The organism is Streptomyces collinus, assembly GCF_031348265.1.
GTDB classification, from domain to species: Bacteria; Actinomycetota; Actinomycetes; order Streptomycetales; family Streptomycetaceae; genus Streptomyces; species Streptomyces collinus.
This window is the reverse complement of the sequence record NZ_CP133771.1, coordinates 4397777-4416720: the sequence shown is the minus strand read 5'-3', so window position 1 is coordinate 4416720 and position 18944 is coordinate 4397777. Positions and strand designations below refer to the sequence as shown.

At 67.8% G+C, this 18944-nt stretch carries 17 protein-coding genes; 9 read left to right on the top strand and 8 right to left on the bottom strand.

All coding sequences use genetic code 11. The annotated features are described in order from the left end of the window. Positions 1-13: 13 nt before the first annotated feature. Together RFN52_RS20070 and RFN52_RS20065 are read right to left on the bottom strand one after the other, a co-directional pair. Entirely contained in the window at positions 14-1096 is a 1083-nt protein-coding gene (locus RFN52_RS20070) for an inositol-3-phosphate synthase (protein ID WP_184847965.1), read from the bottom strand. A 44-nt stretch (positions 1097-1140) separates the two neighbouring features. Next, positions 1141-1824 (bottom strand): PadR family transcriptional regulator, encoded by a 684-nt coding sequence (locus RFN52_RS20065; protein ID WP_184847964.1) that lies wholly within the window; start codon positions 1822-1824, stop codon positions 1141-1143. Positions 1825-2226: 402 nt separating this feature from the next. On the opposite strand from RFN52_RS20065, the gene RFN52_RS20060 reads away from it, so the two are divergent. After that, a complete protein-coding gene (locus RFN52_RS20060; RefSeq protein ID WP_374050169.1) occupies positions 2227-4881 on the top strand; it encodes a transglycosylase domain-containing protein in 2655 nt (884 codons plus the stop codon). 127 nt (positions 4882-5008) lie between these two features. Continuing rightward, complete coding sequence (locus tag RFN52_RS20055) at positions 5009-6520, top strand: glycosyltransferase family 87 protein (RefSeq protein WP_184847963.1); 1512 nt, start codon at positions 5009-5011, stop codon at positions 6518-6520. Positions 6521-6619: 99 nt separating this feature from the next. Here the strand turns inward: RFN52_RS20055 and RFN52_RS20050 are convergent, their stop codons facing one another. From RFN52_RS20050 to RFN52_RS20040, 3 genes are all read right to left on the bottom strand, one after another. Continuing rightward, positions 6620-7651: an alanine racemase gene (locus RFN52_RS20050; RefSeq protein WP_062927883.1), complete on the bottom strand. Its 1032-nt coding sequence runs from the start codon at positions 7649-7651 to the stop codon at positions 6620-6622. Positions 7652-7732: 81 nt separating this feature from the next. Further along, positions 7733-8854 (bottom strand): peptidoglycan bridge formation glycyltransferase FemX, encoded by a 1122-nt coding sequence (gene femX, locus RFN52_RS20045; RefSeq protein ID WP_184847962.1) that lies wholly within the window; start codon positions 8852-8854, stop codon positions 7733-7735. A 167-nt stretch (positions 8855-9021) separates the two neighbouring features. Further along, positions 9022-9327, bottom strand: coding sequence for a hypothetical protein (locus tag RFN52_RS20040; protein ID WP_184847961.1), 306 nt, complete (start codon positions 9325-9327; stop codon positions 9022-9024). 264 nt (positions 9328-9591) lie between these two features. Here RFN52_RS20040 and rpsF point away from each other — a divergent pair, with 264 nt between their 5' ends. The 4 genes from rpsF to rplI all read left to right on the top strand — a co-directional run bounded on the left by rpsF (position 9592) and on the right by rplI (position 11297). Continuing rightward, complete coding sequence (rpsF, locus tag RFN52_RS20035) at positions 9592-9882, top strand: 30S ribosomal protein S6 (RefSeq protein ID WP_030847098.1); 291 nt, start codon at positions 9592-9594, stop codon at positions 9880-9882. Between the two features lie 71 nt (positions 9883-9953). Beyond that, a complete protein-coding gene (locus RFN52_RS20030) occupies positions 9954-10550 on the top strand; it encodes a single-stranded DNA-binding protein (protein WP_184847960.1) in 597 nt (198 codons plus the stop codon). A gap of 45 nt (positions 10551-10595) precedes the next feature. Beyond that, on the top strand, positions 10596-10832 hold the full coding sequence (gene rpsR, locus RFN52_RS20025; RefSeq protein ID WP_003949403.1) for a 30S ribosomal protein S18: 237 nt from the start codon (positions 10596-10598) through the stop codon (positions 10830-10832). A gap of 18 nt (positions 10833-10850) precedes the next feature. Then, positions 10851-11297, top strand: a complete 447-nt coding sequence (rplI, locus tag RFN52_RS20020; RefSeq protein ID WP_033309881.1) for a 50S ribosomal protein L9 — start codon at positions 10851-10853, stop codon at positions 11295-11297. A 196-nt stretch (positions 11298-11493) separates the two neighbouring features. Here the strand turns inward: rplI and RFN52_RS20015 are convergent, their stop codons facing one another. Next, positions 11494-12831 carry an MATE family efflux transporter gene (locus RFN52_RS20015; protein ID WP_184847959.1) on the bottom strand — a complete coding sequence of 446 codons (1338 nt, stop codon included), beginning with the start codon at positions 12829-12831 and terminating at the stop codon, positions 11494-11496. A gap of 460 nt (positions 12832-13291) precedes the next feature. Between RFN52_RS20015 and dnaB the strand changes: the two genes are divergently transcribed. Both dnaB and RFN52_RS20005 read left to right on the top strand, forming a co-directional pair. Beyond that, positions 13292-14773 (top strand): replicative DNA helicase, encoded by a 1482-nt coding sequence (dnaB, locus tag RFN52_RS20010; RefSeq protein ID WP_184847958.1) that lies wholly within the window; start codon positions 13292-13294, stop codon positions 14771-14773. A gap of 381 nt (positions 14774-15154) precedes the next feature. Continuing rightward, entirely contained in the window at positions 15155-16540 is a 1386-nt protein-coding gene (locus tag RFN52_RS20005; RefSeq protein ID WP_184847957.1) for a serine hydrolase domain-containing protein, read from the top strand. 58 nt (positions 16541-16598) lie between these two features. Here RFN52_RS20005 and RFN52_RS20000 read toward each other — a convergent pair whose 3' ends face one another. Beyond that, on the bottom strand, positions 16599-17051 hold the full coding sequence (locus RFN52_RS20000) for a GNAT family N-acetyltransferase (RefSeq protein WP_184847956.1): 453 nt from the start codon (positions 17049-17051) through the stop codon (positions 16599-16601). A 66-nt stretch (positions 17052-17117) separates the two neighbouring features. Beyond that, positions 17118-17582 carry a MarR family winged helix-turn-helix transcriptional regulator gene (locus tag RFN52_RS19995; RefSeq protein WP_184847955.1) on the bottom strand — a complete coding sequence of 155 codons (465 nt, stop codon included), beginning with the start codon at positions 17580-17582 and terminating at the stop codon, positions 17118-17120. Positions 17583-17724: 142 nt separating this feature from the next. Here RFN52_RS19995 and RFN52_RS19990 point away from each other — a divergent pair, with 142 nt between their 5' ends. Continuing rightward, the gene (locus tag RFN52_RS19990; RefSeq protein WP_184847954.1) at positions 17725-18933 is read left to right on the top strand and encodes an MFS transporter; all 1209 of its coding nucleotides are present in this window, start codon (positions 17725-17727) and stop codon (positions 18931-18933) included. Positions 18934-18944 lie beyond the last annotated feature (11 nt).

Genomic DNA, 18944 nt, shown 5'->3' with positions numbered 1-18944 from the left:
TGGTTGCGGCGCGTCAGCGCTCGACCTCACCCTTGATGAACTTCTCGACGTTCTCGCGGGCCTCGTCGTCGAAGTACTGCACGGGCGGGGACTTCATGAAGTAGCTCGACGCCGACAGGATCGGGCCGCCGATGCCGCGGTCCTTGGCGATCTTCGCGGCGCGCAGGGCGTCGATGATGACGCCGGCGGAGTTCGGGGAGTCCCAGACCTCGAGCTTGTACTCCAGGTTCAGCGGGACGTCACCGAACGCGCGGCCCTCGAGGCGGACGTAGGCCCACTTGCGGTCGTCCAGCCAGGCGACGTAGTCGGACGGGCCGATGTGGACGTTGCCCTCGCCCAGCTCGCGGTCGCGGATCTGGGAGGTGACGGCCTGCGTCTTGGAGATCTTCTTCGACTCGAGGCGGTCGCGCTCGAGCATGTTCTTGAAGTCCATGTTGCCGCCGACGTTCAGCTGCATCGTGCGGTCCAGGACGACGCCCCGGTCCTCGAACAGCTTCGCCATCACGCGGTGCGTGATGGTGGCGCCCACCTGGGACTTGATGTCGTCACCGACGATCGGGACGCCCGCCTCGGTGAACTTGTCCGCCCACTCCTTGGTGCCGGCGATGAAGACCGGAAGGGCGTTGACGAAGGCGACCTTGGCGTCGATGGCGCACTGGGCGTAGAACTTCGCCGCGTCCTCGGAGCCGACGGGCAGGTAGCAGACGAGGACGTCGACCTGCTGGTCCTTGAGGACCTGGACGACGTCGACCGGCTCCTCGGCGGCCTCCTCGATGGTCTCGCGGTAGTACTTGCCGAGGCCGTCGAGGGTGTGGCCGCGCTGGACCGTCACACCGGTGCTGGGCACGTCGCAGATCTTGATGGTGTTGTTCTCGGAGGCGCCGATGGCGTCCGCCAGGTCGAGGCCGACCTTCTTGGCGTCCACGTCGAAGGCGGCGACGAACTCGACGTCGCTGACGTGGTAGTCGCCGAACTGGACGTGCATCAGGCCCGGCACCTTGGACGCCGGGTCGGCGTCCTTGTAGTACTCGACTCCCTGTACCAGCGATGCGGCGCAGTTGCCCACACCGACGATGGCTACGCGAACCGAACCCATTCCGGTTGCTCCCTGTGTGTACGAGTGAGGCCCTGAGTGGGCTCTCACGTGGCGGTGTCGTCGGGCGAATCCGGCCTGGGGTCGCCCCCCGGCCGGGGCAGGTCGCCCGACGCTCCAGATGTGGTGTCACGCGAAGCGGGCTCCCCGGTGGCCGGACCCTTGAGGTCCCGCCCCGCCCGCTCGCTCTCGATGAGCTCGTTCAGCCAGCGCACCTCGCGCTCCACGGACTCCATCCCGTGGCGCTGGAGCTCGAGCGTGTAGTCGTCGAGGCGCTCCCGGGTGCGGGCCAGGGAAGCGCTCATCTTCTCGAGGCGTTCCTCCAGCCGGCTGCGGCGGCCCTCCAGTACGCGCATGCGGACATCGCGTGAGGTTTGCCCGAAGAAGGCGAAACGGGCTGCGAAGGTTTCGTCCTCGTACGCGTCGGGCCCGGTCTGCGACAGCAGCTGCTCGAAGTGCTCCTTACCCTCCGCCGTCAATCGGTAGACGATCTTGGCGCGGCGGCCGGTGAGGGGGGCGGCGAGGGCGTCCTCGGTGGTGTTCCCCGTTTCCTCGATCAACCAGCCGTTGGCGACCAGCGTCTTGAGGCAGGGGTAGAGCGTCCCGTAGCTGAACGCACGGAACACGCCCAGCGATGTGTTGAGCCGTTTACGCAGCTCATAGCCGTGCATCGGAGATTCGCGGAGCAGGCCGAGTACGGCGAACTCGAGGATCCCGGAACGCCGGCTCATCGTCGCCTCCTCTCGCCGCGGCACGCATGTATCAGTCCGATGTGTCGGGCCGATGTGTCGCGCTGATGTATCGGCTCGATACATCACGACGATAGAACGGCCTTCCGGATGCGACAAGAGGGGGTCGGGTGAACGGGGTCACATCACCGATTCATCGGATACGAGTTGCCCGATTTGAGGTGAACTTCGGGGCTCGGCAGGTTTTGGCGGTGCGTAGTCTGTGCGCCATGCACATCACCGGGAACCGAGTGACGCCTGAGAGCGTCGTCGTCTGCGGTGTAGTACGGGTGCATGCGGGACCGATGAATGCGGAGCCGACCGCATCCGTACTTCGGGGGGACCGGAAACCAGCCGCCGTTTCCAGGCGCGCAAGGGTGCGCCTGCCCGAGGAGTAGTCGTTCGATGAGCGAGCACCGTCGCAAACCGCCGCAGCCGCAGGGAGGCGGACGTGCCGCGGCCCGACGCGGCCAGTCCGGCTCGGCCTCCGGCCGCCGTGCGGCACCGCGAGGCGCCACCGGGTCTCCGTCCGACTCCTATGGGTCGGACTCCTACGACTCGGGGGGTGAGGAGCGTCAGTACGGCGGCCGTGCCGAGGCCCGGCGTGCGGCGCAGAGAAGTACGGGTGGCGGCCGCCGGAGAGCGGCCGAACCGACCCGAGGTGGCCGGCGTGCCGGTCCTGGCGGCCCGGACGGGCCCGGCCGAGGCAGAGGACGCGTCGCCGCCGTTCCCGACAAGAAGCGGATGATCGACTATCCGCGCGCCGGCAAGTACGGCTGGCAGCGCTGGATGCCGTCCTGGAAGCTCGTCTCCGGTCTGTGTATCGGCTTCTTCGGCAGCCTGGTGGCCGTGGCGGGCATCGGCTACGCCATGGTGGGCGTCCCCAACGAGGAGAACGCGGCGGCACTGTCGCAGAACAACGTCTACTACTGGGCCGACGGCAGCCAGATGGTCGCGGCGGGCAGCGGTCAGAACCGGCAGAACGTCACGATCGACCGGATCCCCAAGGCCATGCAGTGGGCGGTGATCTCGGCCGAGAACAAGACCTTCTACCAGGACAGGGGCGTCGACCCCATGGGTATCGCCCGGGCCGTGGCGAACATGGCGCGGGGCGGTGACACGCAGGGTGGTTCGACGATCACCCAGCAGTTCGTCAAGAACACCTACCTGAGCCAGGAACAGTCGATCTCCCGTAAGTTCAAGGAGATGTTCATCTCGATCAAGGTGGGCACCAAGCTCTCCAAGGGCGAGATCCTCCAGGGCTACCTCAACACCTCGTACTACGGCCGCGGCGCCTACGGCATCCAGGCCGCCGCGCAGACCTACTTCGGCAAGGAAGCGAAGGACCTCAAGCCGAACGAGTGTGCCTTCCTCGCCGCTCTGCTCAAGGGCCCGACCTACTACGACCCGGCGGGCAACGAAGGCATCGACACCTCGGCGACCAGGCAGGCCAACACCAAGCGTGCCAAGGCCCGTTGGAGCTGGATCCTCGAGCAGATGCACAACGACAAGAGGATCACGGACCAGCAGTATCAGGACGCGATCAAGAACTTCCCCAAGCTCCAGGGCCGCAAGGCGTCCAAGGGCATGACCGGCCAGATCGGGTACCTCGCGGACACGGCCAAGAAGTATGTCCTGAGCCACTCCAACATCTCCGAGAAGCAGTTCGACCAGGGCGGCTACCAAATCAAGACGACCTTCAAGAAGGCCAACGTCGAGGCGCTGGCGAAGGCCGTCAAGAAGGTCGAGAAGGAGAAGCTCGACCCGGAGAACCGCGAGCTGGACAAGCACGTCCAGTTCGGTGCGGCGTCGGTGAAGCCCAACGACGGCGCGATCGTCGCGCTCTACGGCGGCGCCGGGTACGAGAACGGCCACTTCAACAACAACGCGGACACGTCGGGTGTCCCCGTCGGTTCGACGTGGAAGCCGTTCGTGCTCGCGGCGGCTATGGAGCACGGCACGTACAAGAGCGACGGAGTCGGGGTCTCGCCGCTGAGCAAGTACAACGGCAACGACCATCTCAAGGTCAGGAAGAACGACGGAACCTACGTCCTGAAGAAGGACAACACGCCGTTCTTCCAGGAGAACGAGAGTGACTACCCCTGGGGCTACATCTCCTTGCGCAAGGCGATGGAGCAGTCCGTGAACACGCCGTTCGTGCAGCTCGGCATGGACGTGGGGATGAAGAACGTGGCCGACGTGGCCGAGAAGGCCGGCATCCTGGACGCCAGCTTCGCCGAGCTCAACGCGTCGTTCGCGCTCGGTACGTCGACTCCCAGTGCGATCCGTATGGCAGACGCTTACGCGACGTTCGCCGCAGCGGGCAAGCAGGCCGCCCCGTACTCGGTGACCAGCGTCAAGTTCAACGGTGAGGAAATCGAAGGCTTCAAGAAGCCGAGGGTCACGCGGGCGATGCCCGAGAACGTGGCCAACAATGTCACGAACACTCTGGAAAACGTCATCCAGAACGGTACGGGCACAAAGGCGCTCCCCCTGGGCCGTACGGCGGCCGGCAAGACCGGTACCACCGACGAGAACAAGTCGGCTTGGTTCGTCGGCTACACCCAGCAGCTGTCGACCTCGGTCGCGATGTTCCGCGAGGACCCCAAGAGCGCCAAGCTGCTCTCCATGAACGGCACGGCCGGTGAGAAGTCCATCCACGGTGGTGACGTCCCCACGCTGGTGTGGACCGAGTACATGAAGGCCGCGCTGAAGGGCAAGCCGGACCTCGGATTCCCGGAACCCGAAAAGATCGGCGAGATCCAGAACGAGGTGGGTGCCCCGTCACCGACTCCGACGCCCAGCGCGGAGCCCAGCGAGACCGTGACCGAGTCGCCGAGCCCCACGCCCACGGAGAGCACGACCCCGTCGCCGTCGCCGAGTGACACCTGCGGGTTCTTCGGTTGTGAGGACGACGGTGGCGCGCAGAACGGCGGCACAGGCAACGGAGGCACGGACGGAGGGACTTCCCCCGAGCCCACGCCAACCGATACGAACCTGGATGGCGGCAACACCAGAGGCAACGGCAACGGAGGCATCTTCGGAGGCCCCGAGGGATAGTCGCCGTCGACAGATCGCCCGGCTTGGGTGTTTCACGTGAAACGCGAGGGTGTTTCACGTGAAACAAGGGCCGCCGTCCCACTCGGGTACGGCGGCCCTCGGCGTTTTCCCAGGCACGTACGGCAGGATGTGCGGCATGCCCAGTGCAGAATCGACGCAAGCGAGCGTCCATGAGCCGGACCCGGTGCGGCCGACCAAGGAGGACGAGGTCGCCGCGGCCGGCAGTGAGCTGATCGGCGGCCCGCTTGGGCGGCGAGCCCTGCTCGGTGCGTCCTGGTGGACTCCCGTCCGGGTGATCGCGTTGGTGGCGATCGGCATGTTCGCCCTCGGACTGGTCCAGAAGGCACCCTGCTACAACGGCGCCTGGTTCTTCGGCGCCAGCTCCCAGTACACGCATGCGTGCTACTCGGACATCCCGCACCTCTACCAGGGACGCGGCTTCGCCGACGGGCTCGTGCCGTACTTCGACAGGCTCCCCGGCGACATGCAGTACCTGGAGTACCCGGTGCTCACCGGTGTCTTCATGGAGGTCGCCTCCTGGCTCACGCCCGGCAGCGGCACCATCCAGTACCAGGAGCAGTGGTACTGGATGGTCAACGCCGGAATGCTCATGGTGTGTGCGGCGGTCATCGCCGTCTGCGTGACGCGTACCCACGCCCGGCGGCCCTGGGACGGTCTGCTGGTCGCCCTGGCGCCCGCTGCCGCGCTGACGGCGACCATCAACTGGGACCTGCTCGCGGTCGCTCTGACGGCCGCGGCGATGCTCATGTGGTCACGTGGCCGCTCTCTCGCCTTCGGCGTGCTGCTGGGGCTCGCCACGGCCGCCAAGCTCTACCCGTTCCTGCTCCTCGGGCCACTGATGGTGCTGTGCTGGCGTGCGGGAAGGTGGCGTGCGTTCGGGACGGCTCTGGGCGGCGCGGCTGCTGCCTGGGTCGTCGTGAACGGGCCGGTGATGCTCTTCGCGTTCGAGGGCTGGTCGAAGTTCTACACCTTCAGCCAGGAACGGGGCGTCGACTTCGGCTCCTTCTGGCTGATCATGGCCCAGAACTCGGACGACCCGCTCAGCACCGACACGGTCAACACTCTGGCCACGCTGCTGATGCTGGCGTCCTGCGCGGCTGTCGCGGCGCTCGCACTGACCGCCCCGCGCCGCCCGCGGTTCGCCCAGCTCGCGTTCCTGATCGTCGCGGCGTTCATCCTCACCAACAAGGTCTACTCGCCGCAGTACGTCCTGTGGCTGGTGCCGCTGGCCGCCCTCGCCCGGCCGAAGTGGCGGGACTACCTGATCTGGCAGACCTGCGAGGTGGCGTACTTCCTGGGGATCTGGCTGTACCTCGCCTACACGACCAGCGGAGACGCTCACAAGGGGCTGCCCACCGACGGGTACCACTGGGCCATCGCCCTGCATCTGCTGGGGACGCTGTATCTGTGCGTGATGGTCGTGCGTGACATCTTCCTGCCGGACCGGGATCCGGTGCGCCGGGCCGGTGACGACGATCCTTCCGGCGGGGTGCTCGACGGCGCCGAGGACGTCTTCGTTCTCGGCCCAGCCGCTCGCCCCCGACGGCAGGTGACCGCCCAGTTCGACGGGCCACCGGTCGAGTGGGGAAAGCCGGGCGCCACGGGTGGTTCGCTCTGAGCGAACGGCGCCGGATGCCGTAGCCGGGACACATCGAAGGCCGTACACGAACCGTGTACGGCCTTCTTGTTGCGTTGCGCCGGTCGGTGCCGAGCCGGTTCAGCGGTCCATGAGGCGGTCGAACTGGGTGGTGGTGTGCCGCAGATGGGCCACCAGCTCGTCACCGACCTTCGGCTCGGGCGCGTCCGCCGGCACGAACAGGATCGACACCTGCATGTGCGGCGGCTCCGCGAACCAGCGCTGCTTGCCGCCCCAGACGAACGGAGAAAGGTTCCGGTTGACCGTCGCGAGGCCGGCGCGTGCGACGCCCTTGGCGCGCGGCATGACGCCGTGCAGAGCCTTGGGGGCCTCCAGACCCACTCCGTGCGACGTACCGCCCGCCACGACCACCAGGAAGCCGTCGGAGGCAGCCTTCTGCTGCCGGTAGCCGAAACGGTCGCCCTTGGCGACGCGCGTGACGTCCAGGACCGCTCCGCGGTACTCCGTGGCGTCGTGGTCCCCCAGCCAGAGCCGCGTGCCGATGCGTGCCCGGAAGCGGGTCTGCGGGAACTGCTGCTGAAGCCGGGCGAGTTCCTCGGCCTTGAGGTGGCTGACGAACATGGTGTGCAGGGGCAGCCGGGCGGCACGCAGCCGGTCCATCCAGCCGATGACCTCCTCGACGGCGTCCGAGCCGTCGGTGCGGTCCAGCGGCAGGTGGATGGCGAAGCCCTCCAGGCGGACGTTCTCGATGGCGGCGTGCAGCTGGGCCAGGTCCTGCTCGCTGATGCCGTGCCGCTTCATCGAGGACATCACCTCGATCACCACACGGGCGCCGACCAGGCCGTACACGCCGTCTATCGACGACACGGAGCGGATGACCCGGTCCGGCAGCGGCACCGGCTCCTCGCCCCGCCGGTACGGCGTCAGCACCAGCAGGTCGCCGCCGAACCAGTCCTTGATCCGGGCGGCCTCGTACGTCGTGCCGACGGCGAGGACGTCCGAGCCCAGCCGTGTGGCCTCCTCCGCCAGCCGCTCGTGCCCGAAGCCGTAGCCGTTGCCCTTGCAGACCGGCACGAGGCCCGGGAACTGCTCCTGCACGTGCTTGTGGTGCGCACGCCAGCGCGCGGTGTCGACGTAGAGCGTGAGCGCCATGGCCGGACCTGGAACCTTTCTCGCGGTGCCGTGTATCGGCGGTTGCCGTGTATCAGGGGTATAGAAGCACTGAACGGGACATCAGCGGCGCGACATGTAGATGTCGAGCGCCTTGTGCAGCAGCTTGTTCAGGGGGAAGTCCCACTCGCCGAGGTATTCGGCCGCCTGGCCGCCGGTACCCACCTTGAACTGGATCAGGCCGAAGAGGTGGTCGGTCTCGTCCAGCGAGTCGGAGATGCCGCGCAGGTCGTAGACGGTGGCGCCGAGCGCGTAGGCGTCGCGCAGCATCCGCCACTGCATCGCGTTCGAGGGCCGGACCTCTCGGCCGATGTTGTCGGAGGCGCCGTAGGAGTACCAGACGTGCCCGCCGACGATCAGCATCGTCGCGGCCGACAGGTTCACGCCGTTGTGCCGGGCGAAGTACAGCCGCATGCGGTTGGGGTCCTCGGTGTTGAGGGCCGTCCACATGCGCTGGAAGTACGACAGCGGGCGCGGCCGGAAGTGGTCGCGGATGGCCGTGATCTCGTACAGCCGCTGCCATTCCTCAAGGTCCTGGTAGCCGCCCTGGACGACCTCGACGCCGGCCTTCTCGGCCTTCTTGATGTTGCGGCGCCACAGCTGGTTGAAGTTCTTGTGGACCTCTTCCAGAGAGCGGTTCGCCAGCGGCACCTGGTACACGTAGCGGGGCTGGACGTCCCCGAAGCCGGCGCCGCCGTCCTCGCCCTGCTGCCAGCCCATGCGGCGCAGCTTGTCGGCCACCTCGAAGGCGCGCGGCTCGATGTGGTCGGCCTCGATGTCACGCAGGCGCTTGACGTCCGGGTTCTGGATGCCCTGCTTGATGGAGGGGGCTTCCCAGCGCCGGATGATCACCGGCGGGCCCATCTTCACGGAGAAGGCGCCCTGCTGCTTCAGATGCGCCAGCATCGGTTCGAGCCATTCCTGCAGATTCGGCGCGAACCAGTTGATGACCGGGCCCTCGGGCAGGTAGGCGAGGTAGCGCTTGATCTTGGGAAGCTGCCGGTAGAGGACCAGGCCGGCACCGACCATCTCGCCGGTGCGGTCGTCGAACCAGCCGAGGTTCTCGGAGCGCCACTCCGCCTTGACGTCAGCCCAGGCCGGGACCTGCATGTGGCTCGCCGACGGCAGGCTCTGGATGTAGGCCAGATGCTGCTCGCGACTGATGGTCCTCAGGGTCAGGCTCATTTCGGGGCGCTCCTCGGGCTGGTGTGTCCCCATGGGTACAGGGGCTCCGGCTCTCGCGCGAAGCCTACTGCGCCTTGGAAGCGCGCCGGTTGGGCGTACGGGACCTTCGCCCCGGCCGAGGCCGGCCGGGGCGTGATCCGGTGTTCAGATGAGGGGGTGTCCTGGCGTCAGCCGATGAGGCCGCCGTGCGCCATGCCCAGGAAGAACCCGACCCCCGATGCGCCCAGGCCCAGGATCAGGCCGAAGCGTTCCCGGGTCGTCTCCGAGATCCACTGGCCGTACGCACCCGTGAGGATGCCCACCAGGCCGGCCCAGGAGCTGAGCACATGCAGGTCTTCGTCGATGATCGCCGTGAGGAACGACAAGAGGCCCAGGACCAGGGTCACCGCGAGCAGGGTGTCCTGGAGGGGATGGGGTTTGCCGTCCGTGGCGAAGAGACCGCCGGCGGTGTTGGGTCGCAATGCCTGTGCCATAGGGCACCTCCTGCGAAAGGCGGCGCATCGTAGCGCCATACACACCCGATGTGTACAGATTGGCTGCCCCGGCGGCCGGATTTCAACCGCAAGCCGCTGTGCGGGTACTCTGTACCGTCCGCACCGGTGTCTGCCCATGTCACGGCAGGGGCTTCTCGCCAGAACCCCTGACTGTCAGTGGTGGCCGATACCGTTGCCTACGCATCACAACCCTCCTGCCACGGAACGACCGTGGCCGCTGAGTCCAAAGGAGGTGGGTTCCACATGCGTCACTACGAGGTGATGGTCATCCTCGACCCCGAGGTCGAGGAGCGCGCTGTCTCTCCGTTGATCGAGAACTTCCTCTCTGTCGTCCGTGACGGCGGCGGAAAGGTCGAGAAGGTCGACACCTGGGGCCGTCGTCGTCTCGCGTACGAGATCAAGAAGAAGCCCGAGGGCATCTACTCGGTCATCGACCTGCAGGCCGAGCCTGCGGTCGTCAAGGAGCTCGACCGCCAGATGAACCTGAACGAGTCGGTCCTCCGGACCAAGGTCCTCCGCCCCGAGACCCACTGAGCCACCCGGCTCAGCTGATCCCGGGATTCGAGTAGCAAGCAGCCAGAGCAAACCCGCCGAGAGGTTCCCCCATGGCAGGCGAGACCGTCATCACGGTCGTCGGCAATCTTGTCGATGACCCCGAGCTGCGCTTCACCCCCTCCGGTGCGGCGGTCGCGAAGTTCCGTGTCGCGTCCACCCCCCGCACCTTCGACCGTCAGACGAACGAGTGGAAGGACGGCGAGAGCCTGTTCCTGACCTGCTCGGTCTGGCGTCAGGCGGCGGAGAACGTCGCTGAGTCGCTCCAGCGAGGCATGCGCGTCATCGTGCAGGGCCGGCTGAAGCAGCGGTCCTACGAGGACCGTGAGGGTGTCAAGCGCACGGTCTACGAGCTGGACGTCGAGGAAGTCGGCGCCAGCCTGCGCAACGCCACGGCCAAGGTCACCAAGACCACCGGCCGCGGTGGCCAGGGCGGCCAGGGGGGTTACGGCGGCGGTAGCGGTGGCGCCCAGGGCGGCGGCGGCTGGGGCGGCGGCCCCGGCGGTGGCCAGCAGGGCGGCGGCGCTCCCGCTGACGACCCGTGGGCGACCGGCGCTCCCGCCGGTGGCAACCAGGGCGGTGGCGGCGGCTGGGGTGGAAACTCCGGCGGCGGCGGTGGCGGCGGCTACTCGGACGAGCCCCCCTTCTAGGGGCGGGCTCGCACTCACACTTCTTGATCACACAGGAGAAACACCATGGCTAAGCCGCCTGTGCGCAAGCCGAAGAAGAAGGTCTGCGCATTCTGCAAGGACAAGGTCACGTACGTGGACTACAAGGACACGAACATGCTGCGGAAGTTCATTTCCGACCGCGGCAAGATCCGTGCCCGCCGCGTGACCGGCAACTGCACGCAGCACCAGCGTGACGTCGCCACGGCCGTGAAGAACAGCCGTGAGATGGCGCTGCTGCCCTACACCTCCACCGCGCGATAAGGGAAGGGTGACCGACTCATGAAGATCATCCTCACCCACGAGGTCTCCGGCCTCGGTGCCGCGGGCGACGTCGTCGACGTCAAGGACGGTTACGCTCGCAACTACCTGATCCCGCGGAAGTTCGCTATCCGCTGGACCAAGGGTGGCGAGAAGGACGTCGAGCAGATCCGTCGTGCTCGCAAGATCCACGAGATCCAGACCATCGAGCAGGCCAACGCTGTGAAGGCCCAGCTCGAGGGCGTCAAGGTCCGTCTGGCCGTTCGCTCCGGCGACGCCGGTCGTCTCTTCGGTTCCGTCACCCCGGCCGACATCGCTTCCGCGATCAAGGCTTCCGGTGGCCCCGAGGTCGACAAGCGCCGCATCGAGCTCGGCTCGCCGATCAAGACGCTGGGCGCTCACGAGACGTCCGTGCGTCTGCACCCCGAGGTCGCCGCGAAGGTGAACATCGAGGTCGTCGCGGCCTGAGTGCCGCGCGTGCTGAAGCAGTAAGCGATGGGGCCGCACCCTACGGGGTGTGGCCCCATTCGTTTTGTTGGGCAGGTGCCTCCCGCTTCTTGGGCAGGTGCCTTCCGCCCCGGCGTCCGCCTGTTTCACGTGAAACACCGCGTTCTGTGGAGCACACCGTGTTCACGTGAAACAGGCAGCGTTTCACGTGAAACGGTCAGCGGGTCGCGCCCGTCACGATCCAGCGGCCCGAGCGAGTGCGAAGCCACAGGGTCAGCATTCGCACAGTCATCATCAGCGTCATCGTGGCCCAGAGAGCGGTGAGACCGCCGCCCAGTACCGGTACCAGCAGAGCGACCGGCGTGAAGACCGCCAGAGTGATCAGCATCGCCCAGGCCAGGTAAGGGCCGTCTCCGGCACCCATCAGGACCCCGTCCAGGACGAAGACGATGCCGGAGATGGGCTGGGAGAGAGCGACGATGATCAGGGCGGGCAGCGCCACATCCTGGACTGCCGGGTCGCTGGTGAACAGGGGCAAGAACGCCGGTCGGGTGATGACCACCAGAATGCCGAGAACGACCCCGACGGCGATACCCCACTCGACCATGCGGCGGCAGGCGTCCCGGGCGCCTTGGGCGTCACCGGCTCCGAGGTAGCGACCGATGATGGCCTGCCCCGCGATGGCGATGGCGTCGAGGGCGAAGGCCAGCAGGCTCCACAGGGAGAGGATGATCTGGTGGGCGGCGATGTCGGCATCACCTAGACGGGCGGCGACCGCCGTGGCGATCAGCAGGATCGCCCGCAGGGAGAGGGTGCGCACCAGCAGGGGCACACCGGCTTGGGCGGAGGCCCTGATCCCGGCGGCATCCGGGCGTAGCGAAGCGCCATGCTTGCGTGCTCCTCGCAGAACCACCACGAGATAGACCGCAGCCATGCCGCACTGGGCGATGACGGTGCCCCACGCGGAACCGGCTATCCCCAGATCGGCGCCGTAGACGAGCCCGGCGTTGAGGGCGGCGTTGGCGACGAAGCCGGCGATGGCGACGTAGAGCGGAGTCCTGGTGTCCTGCAGACCGCGCAGGACACCCGTCGCGGCGAGGACCACGAGCATGGCCGGTATGCCGAGCACGGAGATGCGCAGATAGGTGATCGCGTAGGGGGCTGCCGCGTCCGAGGCACCGAAGAGGTCCACGAGATGGGGTGCTGTCGGCAGAGCGACGGCGACGACGGCAGCGCCGAGGAGCAGTGCCAGCCAGATACCGTCCATGCCTTGGCGGATGGCGGCCTGGAGGTCTCCCGCTCCGACGCGACGGGCAACCGCGGCCGTCGTGGCGTAGGCGAGGAAGACGAAGACGCTCACGGCAGTCATCAGCAGAGCCGAGGCGACGCCGAGACCGGCGAGTTGGGCGGTGCCCAGGTGGCCCACGATGGCGGTGTCGGCGATGAGGAAGAGGGGCTCGGCGACGAGGGCGCCGAAGGCGGGCACGGCCAGCGCGACGATCTCTCGGTCGTGCTGTCTCCGGCCGGTTCGACGGCGCGCGGGGGCCTGTGTCATGTGCATCAATCTAATCGTCCACAGGTAAGAGATGCAAAGCTTTTGCGACCCTTACTTTCTGTCCTGGGGTGCGCACGGCTGTGCACTGTTCGAGGCGATCTTGGGCCTGTTGCGAAAGTTTTTCTTCTGCACAGCCGGTGGACGACAAAGGTGCAGGTCAGGGTGGTTCACCTCGTGAGGGTCGCTGCTTGTTCACAGGCCTGTCCACCGGGTCGTGCACAGGTTTCGCGGAGTTCTCCACAGCATCTGGGCCGTCGTCCACATGGCCTGTGGATAACCAGATTGGCTGACGGTGCCGACAGGCCTACGGTGGTCCGGCGCCCGCTCCGTCCGCCGGTTTTCAAAACGCCACAAAACCGGCGCGTGCCAACCGGAGTTGGGCCTCTTATTTGTCAGTGCCGTGCCGTAGAACAGAGGGGCACGGCTAGGTCTGCTTCGGCGGACGGGAGGAGGTGGCTCGGTGAGCATTTCCGAGCCCTTGGACGATCCGTGGGCCGACAGCGGTCCCAGTGATCGTCTGCCCGCCTCCCGCCGACGTGGTGACGGAGCCCGCGGCCGCGACGAACAGCACGAGCGCGGCAGGGACAACGGTGGGTGGGACGGCGGATCGGCCCCGTCGTTCGAGCGGGTACCGCCGCAGGACATCGACGCCGAGCAGTCCGTCCTCGGCGGCATGCTCCTGTCCAAGGACGCCATCGCCGACGTCGTCGAGATCCTCAAGGGCCACGACTTCTACAAGCCGGCCCACGAGACGATCTACCAGGCTGTCCTCGACGTCTATGCCAAGGGCGAGCCGGCGGACCCCATCACGATCGCGGCCGAGCTCACCAAACGCGGCGAGATCAACAAGGTCGGCGGGGCCTCGTATCTGCACACCCTCGTCCAGACGGTCCCCACGGCGGCCAACGCGGCGTACTACGCGGAGATCGTCCACGAGCGGGCCGTCCTGCGCCGACTGGTCGAGGCGGGTACCCGCATCACACAGATGGGATACGCGGCCGACGACGACGTCGACGAGATCGTCAACCGCGCCCAGGCGGAGGTCTACGCGGTCACCGAGCAGCGCACCAGCGAGGACTACCTGCCGCTCGGCGACATCATGGAGGGCGCGCTCGACGAGATCGAGGCGATCGGCTCACGCAGCGGCGAGATGACGGGCGTCCCCACGGGATTCACCGACCTCGACTCCCTGACCAACGGTCTGCACCCGGGGCAGATGATCGTCATCGCGGCCCGTCCCGCGATGGGTAAGTCGACGCTCGCTCTGGACTTCGCCCGGGCCGCGTCGATCAAGCACAACCTGCCGAGCGTCATCTTCTCCCTGGAGATGGGGCGCAACGAGATCGCGATGCGTCTGCTGTCCGCAGAGGCCCGCGTCGCCCTGCACCACATGCGGTCCGGCACCATGACGGACGACGACTGGACGCGCCTGGCGCGCCGGATGCCCGAGGTCTCGTCCGCACCGCTCTACATCGACGACTCCCCGAACCTGTCGATGATGGAGATTCGTGCGAAGTGCCGTCGGCTGAAGCAGCGCAACGACATCAAGCTCGTGATCATCGACTATCTGCAGCTGATGCAGGCCGGTGGTTCCAAGCGCTCCGAGAGCCGGCAGCAGGAAGTCTCGGACATGTCCCGGAACCTCAAGCTCCTGGCGAAGGAGCTGGAGGTTCCGGTGATCGCGCTCTCCCAGCTGAACCGTGGTCCCGAGCAGCGTACGGACAAGAAGCCGATGGTGTCCGACCTGCGTGAGTCGGGTTCCATCGAGCAGGACGCCGACATGGTGATCCTTCTGCACCGCGAGGACGCGTACGAGAAGGAGTCGCCGCGCGCGGGCGAGGCGGACATCATCGTGGGAAAGCACCGTAACGGCCCGACGGCGACGATCACGGTCGCCTTCCAGGGGCACTACTCACGGTTCGTGGACATGGCGCAGACCTGATCCGCCTCCTTCTGATGGACGAAGTGCCCAGTCGCGGTCGCTCGGCGTCGGCTCGGTTCGCCAACGGGCGCGCAGGACTCCGTCGTGGTCGGTCATGACCGCAGGGCACAGGGGCACACGCTCACCCGCAAGAGCTCTTCCAGCCCGAAACCGTCCACCGCAGGCTCGACGCCGAAGTGCGCGAGGGAGGGAACCTGCGGCTCGCGTACGGCCAGTTGCTCGAGCCGGTGTCAACACGGCCTCATCCTTCCGCAGGGGCCCGGCGGTGTCTGGTCAACGCGATGCCCTGGCCCACCGATCGCGAGACCCTGAAACCGGCCTCACAGGCTCCGGCCCCGAATGTGCTCGACGAGGGGATGCCTGGCCGGGTGGACTGGGCTCATGACGACATCTCAGGGAGAACTGCTTCCCGGAACCCGCCGCGCTCTGTTGCACCGGATCGCCGTCGCGCAGGCCGAAGGGCGGGCTCCGTCGCTCGTCGCGGCCGTCGTGCGGGACGGGACAACGGTGTGGACGGGTGCCCGGACTTCGGTGGACGGGCATGCGCCGGACGAGAACGTTCAGTACCGGATCGGCTCGATCACCAAGACCTTCACGGCCGTGCTCGTGCTGCGGCTTCGCGACGAGGGTGCCCTGGATCTCGGGGATCCGCTCGAGAAGCATCTGCCGGGCACCGGCGTGGGGGAGGCGACCGTCGCCGAACTCCTGGCGCACACAGGCGGCCTGGCGGCCGAGACGCCGGGGCCGTGGTGGGAACGGAGTCCCGGATCGCTGCGGCCCGAACTCGCCGACGTTCTGGGTGAGCGGCCCCTGCTGGCCCCGCCCGGCCGCCGGTTCCACTACTCGAACCCGGGATACGCGCTGCTCGGCGCACTCATCGAGAAGCTTCGCGGAGCCTCTTGGGAGGAGGTCCTTCGGCGTGAAGTGCTCGAACCTCTGGGCCTGCATCGCACGAGCGTGCTGCCTCAGGCGCCCCATGCGGGTGGCTGGGCCGTGCATCCCTGGGCCGATGTGATGCTTCCTGAGCCCCTCGCGGATCTGGGGCGCATGGCGCCGGCCGGTCAGCTCTGGTCGACGACAGGTGACTTGGCGCGGTTCGCGGCCTTTCTGGTCCAGGGCGACGAGCGGGTGCTGAGCGCCGCGTCCCTGAGGGAGATGAGGACACCGGCCGCACCCCATGAGGCGGCGGACGTGGCGGGCGGTTACGCCTACTGTCTGGGCATGGAGATCCGGCGTCGGAACGGCCGGTCCCTCGTCGGCCACACCGGCTCGCTGCCCGGGTTCCTCGCGTGCCTCATGATCAGCGTCGACGACGACGTGGCGGCGGTCGCCATGGCCAACTCCACTTCCGGGCCGCTGCTGTTCCCGGTCGCCGCCGACCTGGTCCGCATCGTCGCCGAGGCGGAGCCGCGCATCCCGGCACCGTGGAAGCCGCTGGCCGATCTCGACCCATCGCTGCTGGAGCTGACGGGGCAGTGGTACTGGGGGACGCACGCCTTCGCTCTGCGGCTGACGGCCGACGGACTGGTCTCACTGGGGCCGCTGTCCGGTGCCGGGCGCCGCTCACGGTTCCGGTCGAACGGCGACGGCACCTGGACGGGGCTGGAGGGTTACTACGCCAGCGAGCTCCTGAAGGCCGTACGGCGGCCGGACGGGTCCGTGAGCCATCTGGACCTGGGCTCGTTCGTGTTCACGCGTCAGCCGTACGACGAGGGGGCTCCTGTGCCGGGCGGGGTCGATCCCGGGGGATGGCGCGGTATCGGTTAGGCGGTGACATGACGGGGCGCCGTGTTTCACGTGAAACACGGCGCCCCGTCATGTCGGGTTACAGCTGGAGCTTGAAGCCTGTGTGGGAGGCCGTGAACCCGAGCCGCTCGTAGAAGCGGTGGGCGTCGGTGCGCGTCCTGTCGGAGGTCAGCTGGACCAACTGGCATCCCTGCTCCCGGGATGCGTCGATCGCCCACTCGATGAGCTGGGTTCCCAGGCCGCTGCCGCGCTCGTCCGCGTGGATGCGGACCCCTTCGATGATCGACCGGGTGGCACCGCGTCGGGAGAGCCCGGGAATGACCGTGAGCTGGAGCGTGCCGACGACCCGGCCCTGCCGTACCGCCACGATCACACGCTGGTTCGGGTCGGCGCTGAGCCGCTCCAGCGCGGCCAGGTACGGGCCGAGGTCGTCCGGTGACTCGCGCTGTGCGCCCAGCGGGTCGTCCGCGAGCATGGCGACGATCGCCGGGACGTCGTCGGAGATGGCGGCACGTATCTCAAGATCTCCCATGGACGCACCCTACGCAGAGCCGGCCGGTGGGGAGACGCCGCAGGCGGTATGTCCTGCGCGAATGTCCTAGGCGGGCACCGGGGCCTTCAGGTTCTCCACGACCCGGACCAGCGGGGCCAGTTCGGGGTTCTTCGCCGCTTCGTCGAGGGCTTCACGCAGGGCGGCGTCATTGGTCGGCCGAGCCGCTTCCAGCAGTTCGAGGCCCGCTTCGGTGACGTTCGTGTAGATGCCCCGGCGATCCGTGGGGCACAGGTAGCGCTCCAGGAGACCGCGGTCCTCCAGCCGGGTGACCAGGCGTGTGGTCGCGCTCTGGCTGAGGACGACCGCGTCGGCGACCTGCTTCATCTGCAGATGGCCGCCGTCCCCGTCGTGCTGTCGGCTGAGCACGTCCAGCAGGGAGTACTCGCGCGCACTGAGGTCGTGCCCGGCCTGCAGGGCGCGCTCGATGTGGGCCTCGATCCTCCCGTGGAGCAGGGAGAGGGCGCACCAGCTCTGGGCGAGAGCGGTGAGCGCGGGGTCCGTCGCTGTCATTGGCGTTTCCTCCGTCCCGGAGCGGCTGCCACCCAGGATAGAGCAGGTCCGCAATTGACAGCGGTTGCATATAGCCCGCGTTTGCAACTATTGTGAGCGCACGTAAAGCGCTCCTGCAATCGTCTGGGAAGGTAACCCCTCCATGCCTCTCGCGCTTCTGGCCCTCGCGATCGGGGCCTTCGGGATCGGAACGACGGAATTCGTGATCATGGGCTTGCTGCCCGAGGTCGGGGGCGACTACGGGGTCTCCATCCCCACCGCCGGCTACCTGGTGACCGGCTACGCGCTCGGCGTCATGTTCGGCGCCCCACTGATGACCGTGCTCGGCACCAAGACCTCCCGCAAGCGGATGCTGATGCTGCTCATGGGCCTGTTCATCGTCGGCAACCTGCTCTCGGCACTCGCCCCGGCCTTCTCCGTCATGCTGATCGGCCGGATCGTCGCCTCGCTGGCCCACGGCGCCTTCTTCGGCATCGGCTCGGTCGTCGCGGCCGACCTCGTCGCCCCGGACAAGAAGGCCGGAGCCATCGCGATGATGTTCACCGGTCTGACCGTCGCCAACGTGGTCGGCGTCCCGCTGGGCACGCTCGTCGGGCAGTCCGTCGGCTGGCGGGTGACCTTCGGCATCGTCGCCGCTCTCGGCGTCGTCGGCCTGGCCGGCATCGCCCGGCTCGTCCCCGACATGCCCAAGGCGGAAGGCGTGCACCTGCGCCACGAGCTGGCCGCCTTCAAGAACGTGCAGGTGCTGCTCGCGATGGCCATGACCGTCCTCGGCTTCGGCGGTGTCTTCGCGGCCATCACCTACATCGCGCCGATGATGACCCACGTCGCAGGCTTCGCCGACGGCTCCGTCACCTGGCTGCTGGTCCTCTTCGGCCTCGGCATGGTCGGCGGGAACCTCGTCGGCGGCAGGTTCGCCGACCGCGCCCTGATGCCCATGCTGTACGTCTCCCTGGGCGCCCTGGCCGTCGTCCTGGCGCTGTTCACCCTCACCGCTCACGACAAGCTGCTGTCGGCCATCACCATCGCGCTGATCGGTGCCCTGGGCTTCGCGACCGTGCCGCCGCTCCAGAAGCGGGTCCTCGACCAGGCGCACGGTGCCCCGACCCTGGCCTCCGCCGTGAACATCGGCGCCTTCAATCTCGGCAACGCGTTGTCCGCCTGGCTCGGCGGCCTCGTGATCGCGGCAGGCCTCGGCTACACCGCCCCCAACTGGGTCGGTGCCGCTCTGGCAGCCGGAGCCCTGGTCCTTGCCGTTGTCTCGGCCGCCCTGGAACGCCGTACCGGTGAGCCCGGCACCGTCGTCGCGGGCGGCGCACCGGCCGAGCAGCGGGCCGCCGTCCACCACTGAGCAGCCGGACC

Excerpts from the sequence above, each read along its gene's own strand:
- RFN52_RS20040 (WP_184847961.1), bottom strand. The coding sequence starts at position 9,327 with ATGGCACAGGCATTGCGACCCAACACCGCCGGCGGTCTCTTCGCCACG.
- RFN52_RS20005 (WP_184847957.1), top strand. The coding sequence starts at position 15,155 with ATGACGACATCTCAGGGAGAACTGCTTCCCGGAACCCGCCGCGCTCTG.
- RFN52_RS20070 (WP_184847965.1), bottom strand. The coding sequence starts at position 1,096 with ATGGGTTCGGTTCGCGTAGCCATCGTCGGTGTGGGCAACTGCGCCGCA.
- rplI (WP_033309881.1), top strand. The coding sequence starts at position 10,851 with ATGAAGATCATCCTCACCCACGAGGTCTCCGGCCTCGGTGCCGCGGGC.
- RFN52_RS20060 (WP_374050169.1), top strand. The coding sequence starts at position 2,227 with ATGAGCGAGCACCGTCGCAAACCGCCGCAGCCGCAGGGAGGCGGACGT.
- RFN52_RS20000 (WP_184847956.1), bottom strand. The coding sequence starts at position 17,051 with ATGGGAGATCTTGAGATACGTGCCGCCATCTCCGACGACGTCCCGGCG.
- RFN52_RS20015 (WP_184847959.1), bottom strand. The coding sequence starts at position 12,831 with ATGACACAGGCCCCCGCGCGCCGTCGAACCGGCCGGAGACAGCACGAC.
- RFN52_RS19990 (WP_184847954.1), top strand. The coding sequence starts at position 17,725 with ATGCCTCTCGCGCTTCTGGCCCTCGCGATCGGGGCCTTCGGGATCGGA.
- rpsF (WP_030847098.1), top strand. The coding sequence starts at position 9,592 with ATGCGTCACTACGAGGTGATGGTCATCCTCGACCCCGAGGTCGAGGAG.
- RFN52_RS19995 (WP_184847955.1), bottom strand. The coding sequence starts at position 17,582 with ATGACAGCGACGGACCCCGCGCTCACCGCTCTCGCCCAGAGCTGGTGC.
- RFN52_RS20050 (WP_062927883.1), bottom strand. The coding sequence starts at position 7,651 with ATGGCGCTCACGCTCTACGTCGACACCGCGCGCTGGCGTGCGCACCAC.
- RFN52_RS20055 (WP_184847963.1), top strand. The coding sequence starts at position 5,009 with ATGTGCGGCATGCCCAGTGCAGAATCGACGCAAGCGAGCGTCCATGAG.
- RFN52_RS20065 (WP_184847964.1), bottom strand. The coding sequence starts at position 1,824 with ATGAGCCGGCGTTCCGGGATCCTCGAGTTCGCCGTACTCGGCCTGCTC.
- rpsR (WP_003949403.1), top strand. The coding sequence starts at position 10,596 with ATGGCTAAGCCGCCTGTGCGCAAGCCGAAGAAGAAGGTCTGCGCATTC.
- RFN52_RS20030 (WP_184847960.1), top strand. The coding sequence starts at position 9,954 with ATGGCAGGCGAGACCGTCATCACGGTCGTCGGCAATCTTGTCGATGAC.
- femX (WP_184847962.1), bottom strand. The coding sequence starts at position 8,854 with ATGAGCCTGACCCTGAGGACCATCAGTCGCGAGCAGCATCTGGCCTAC.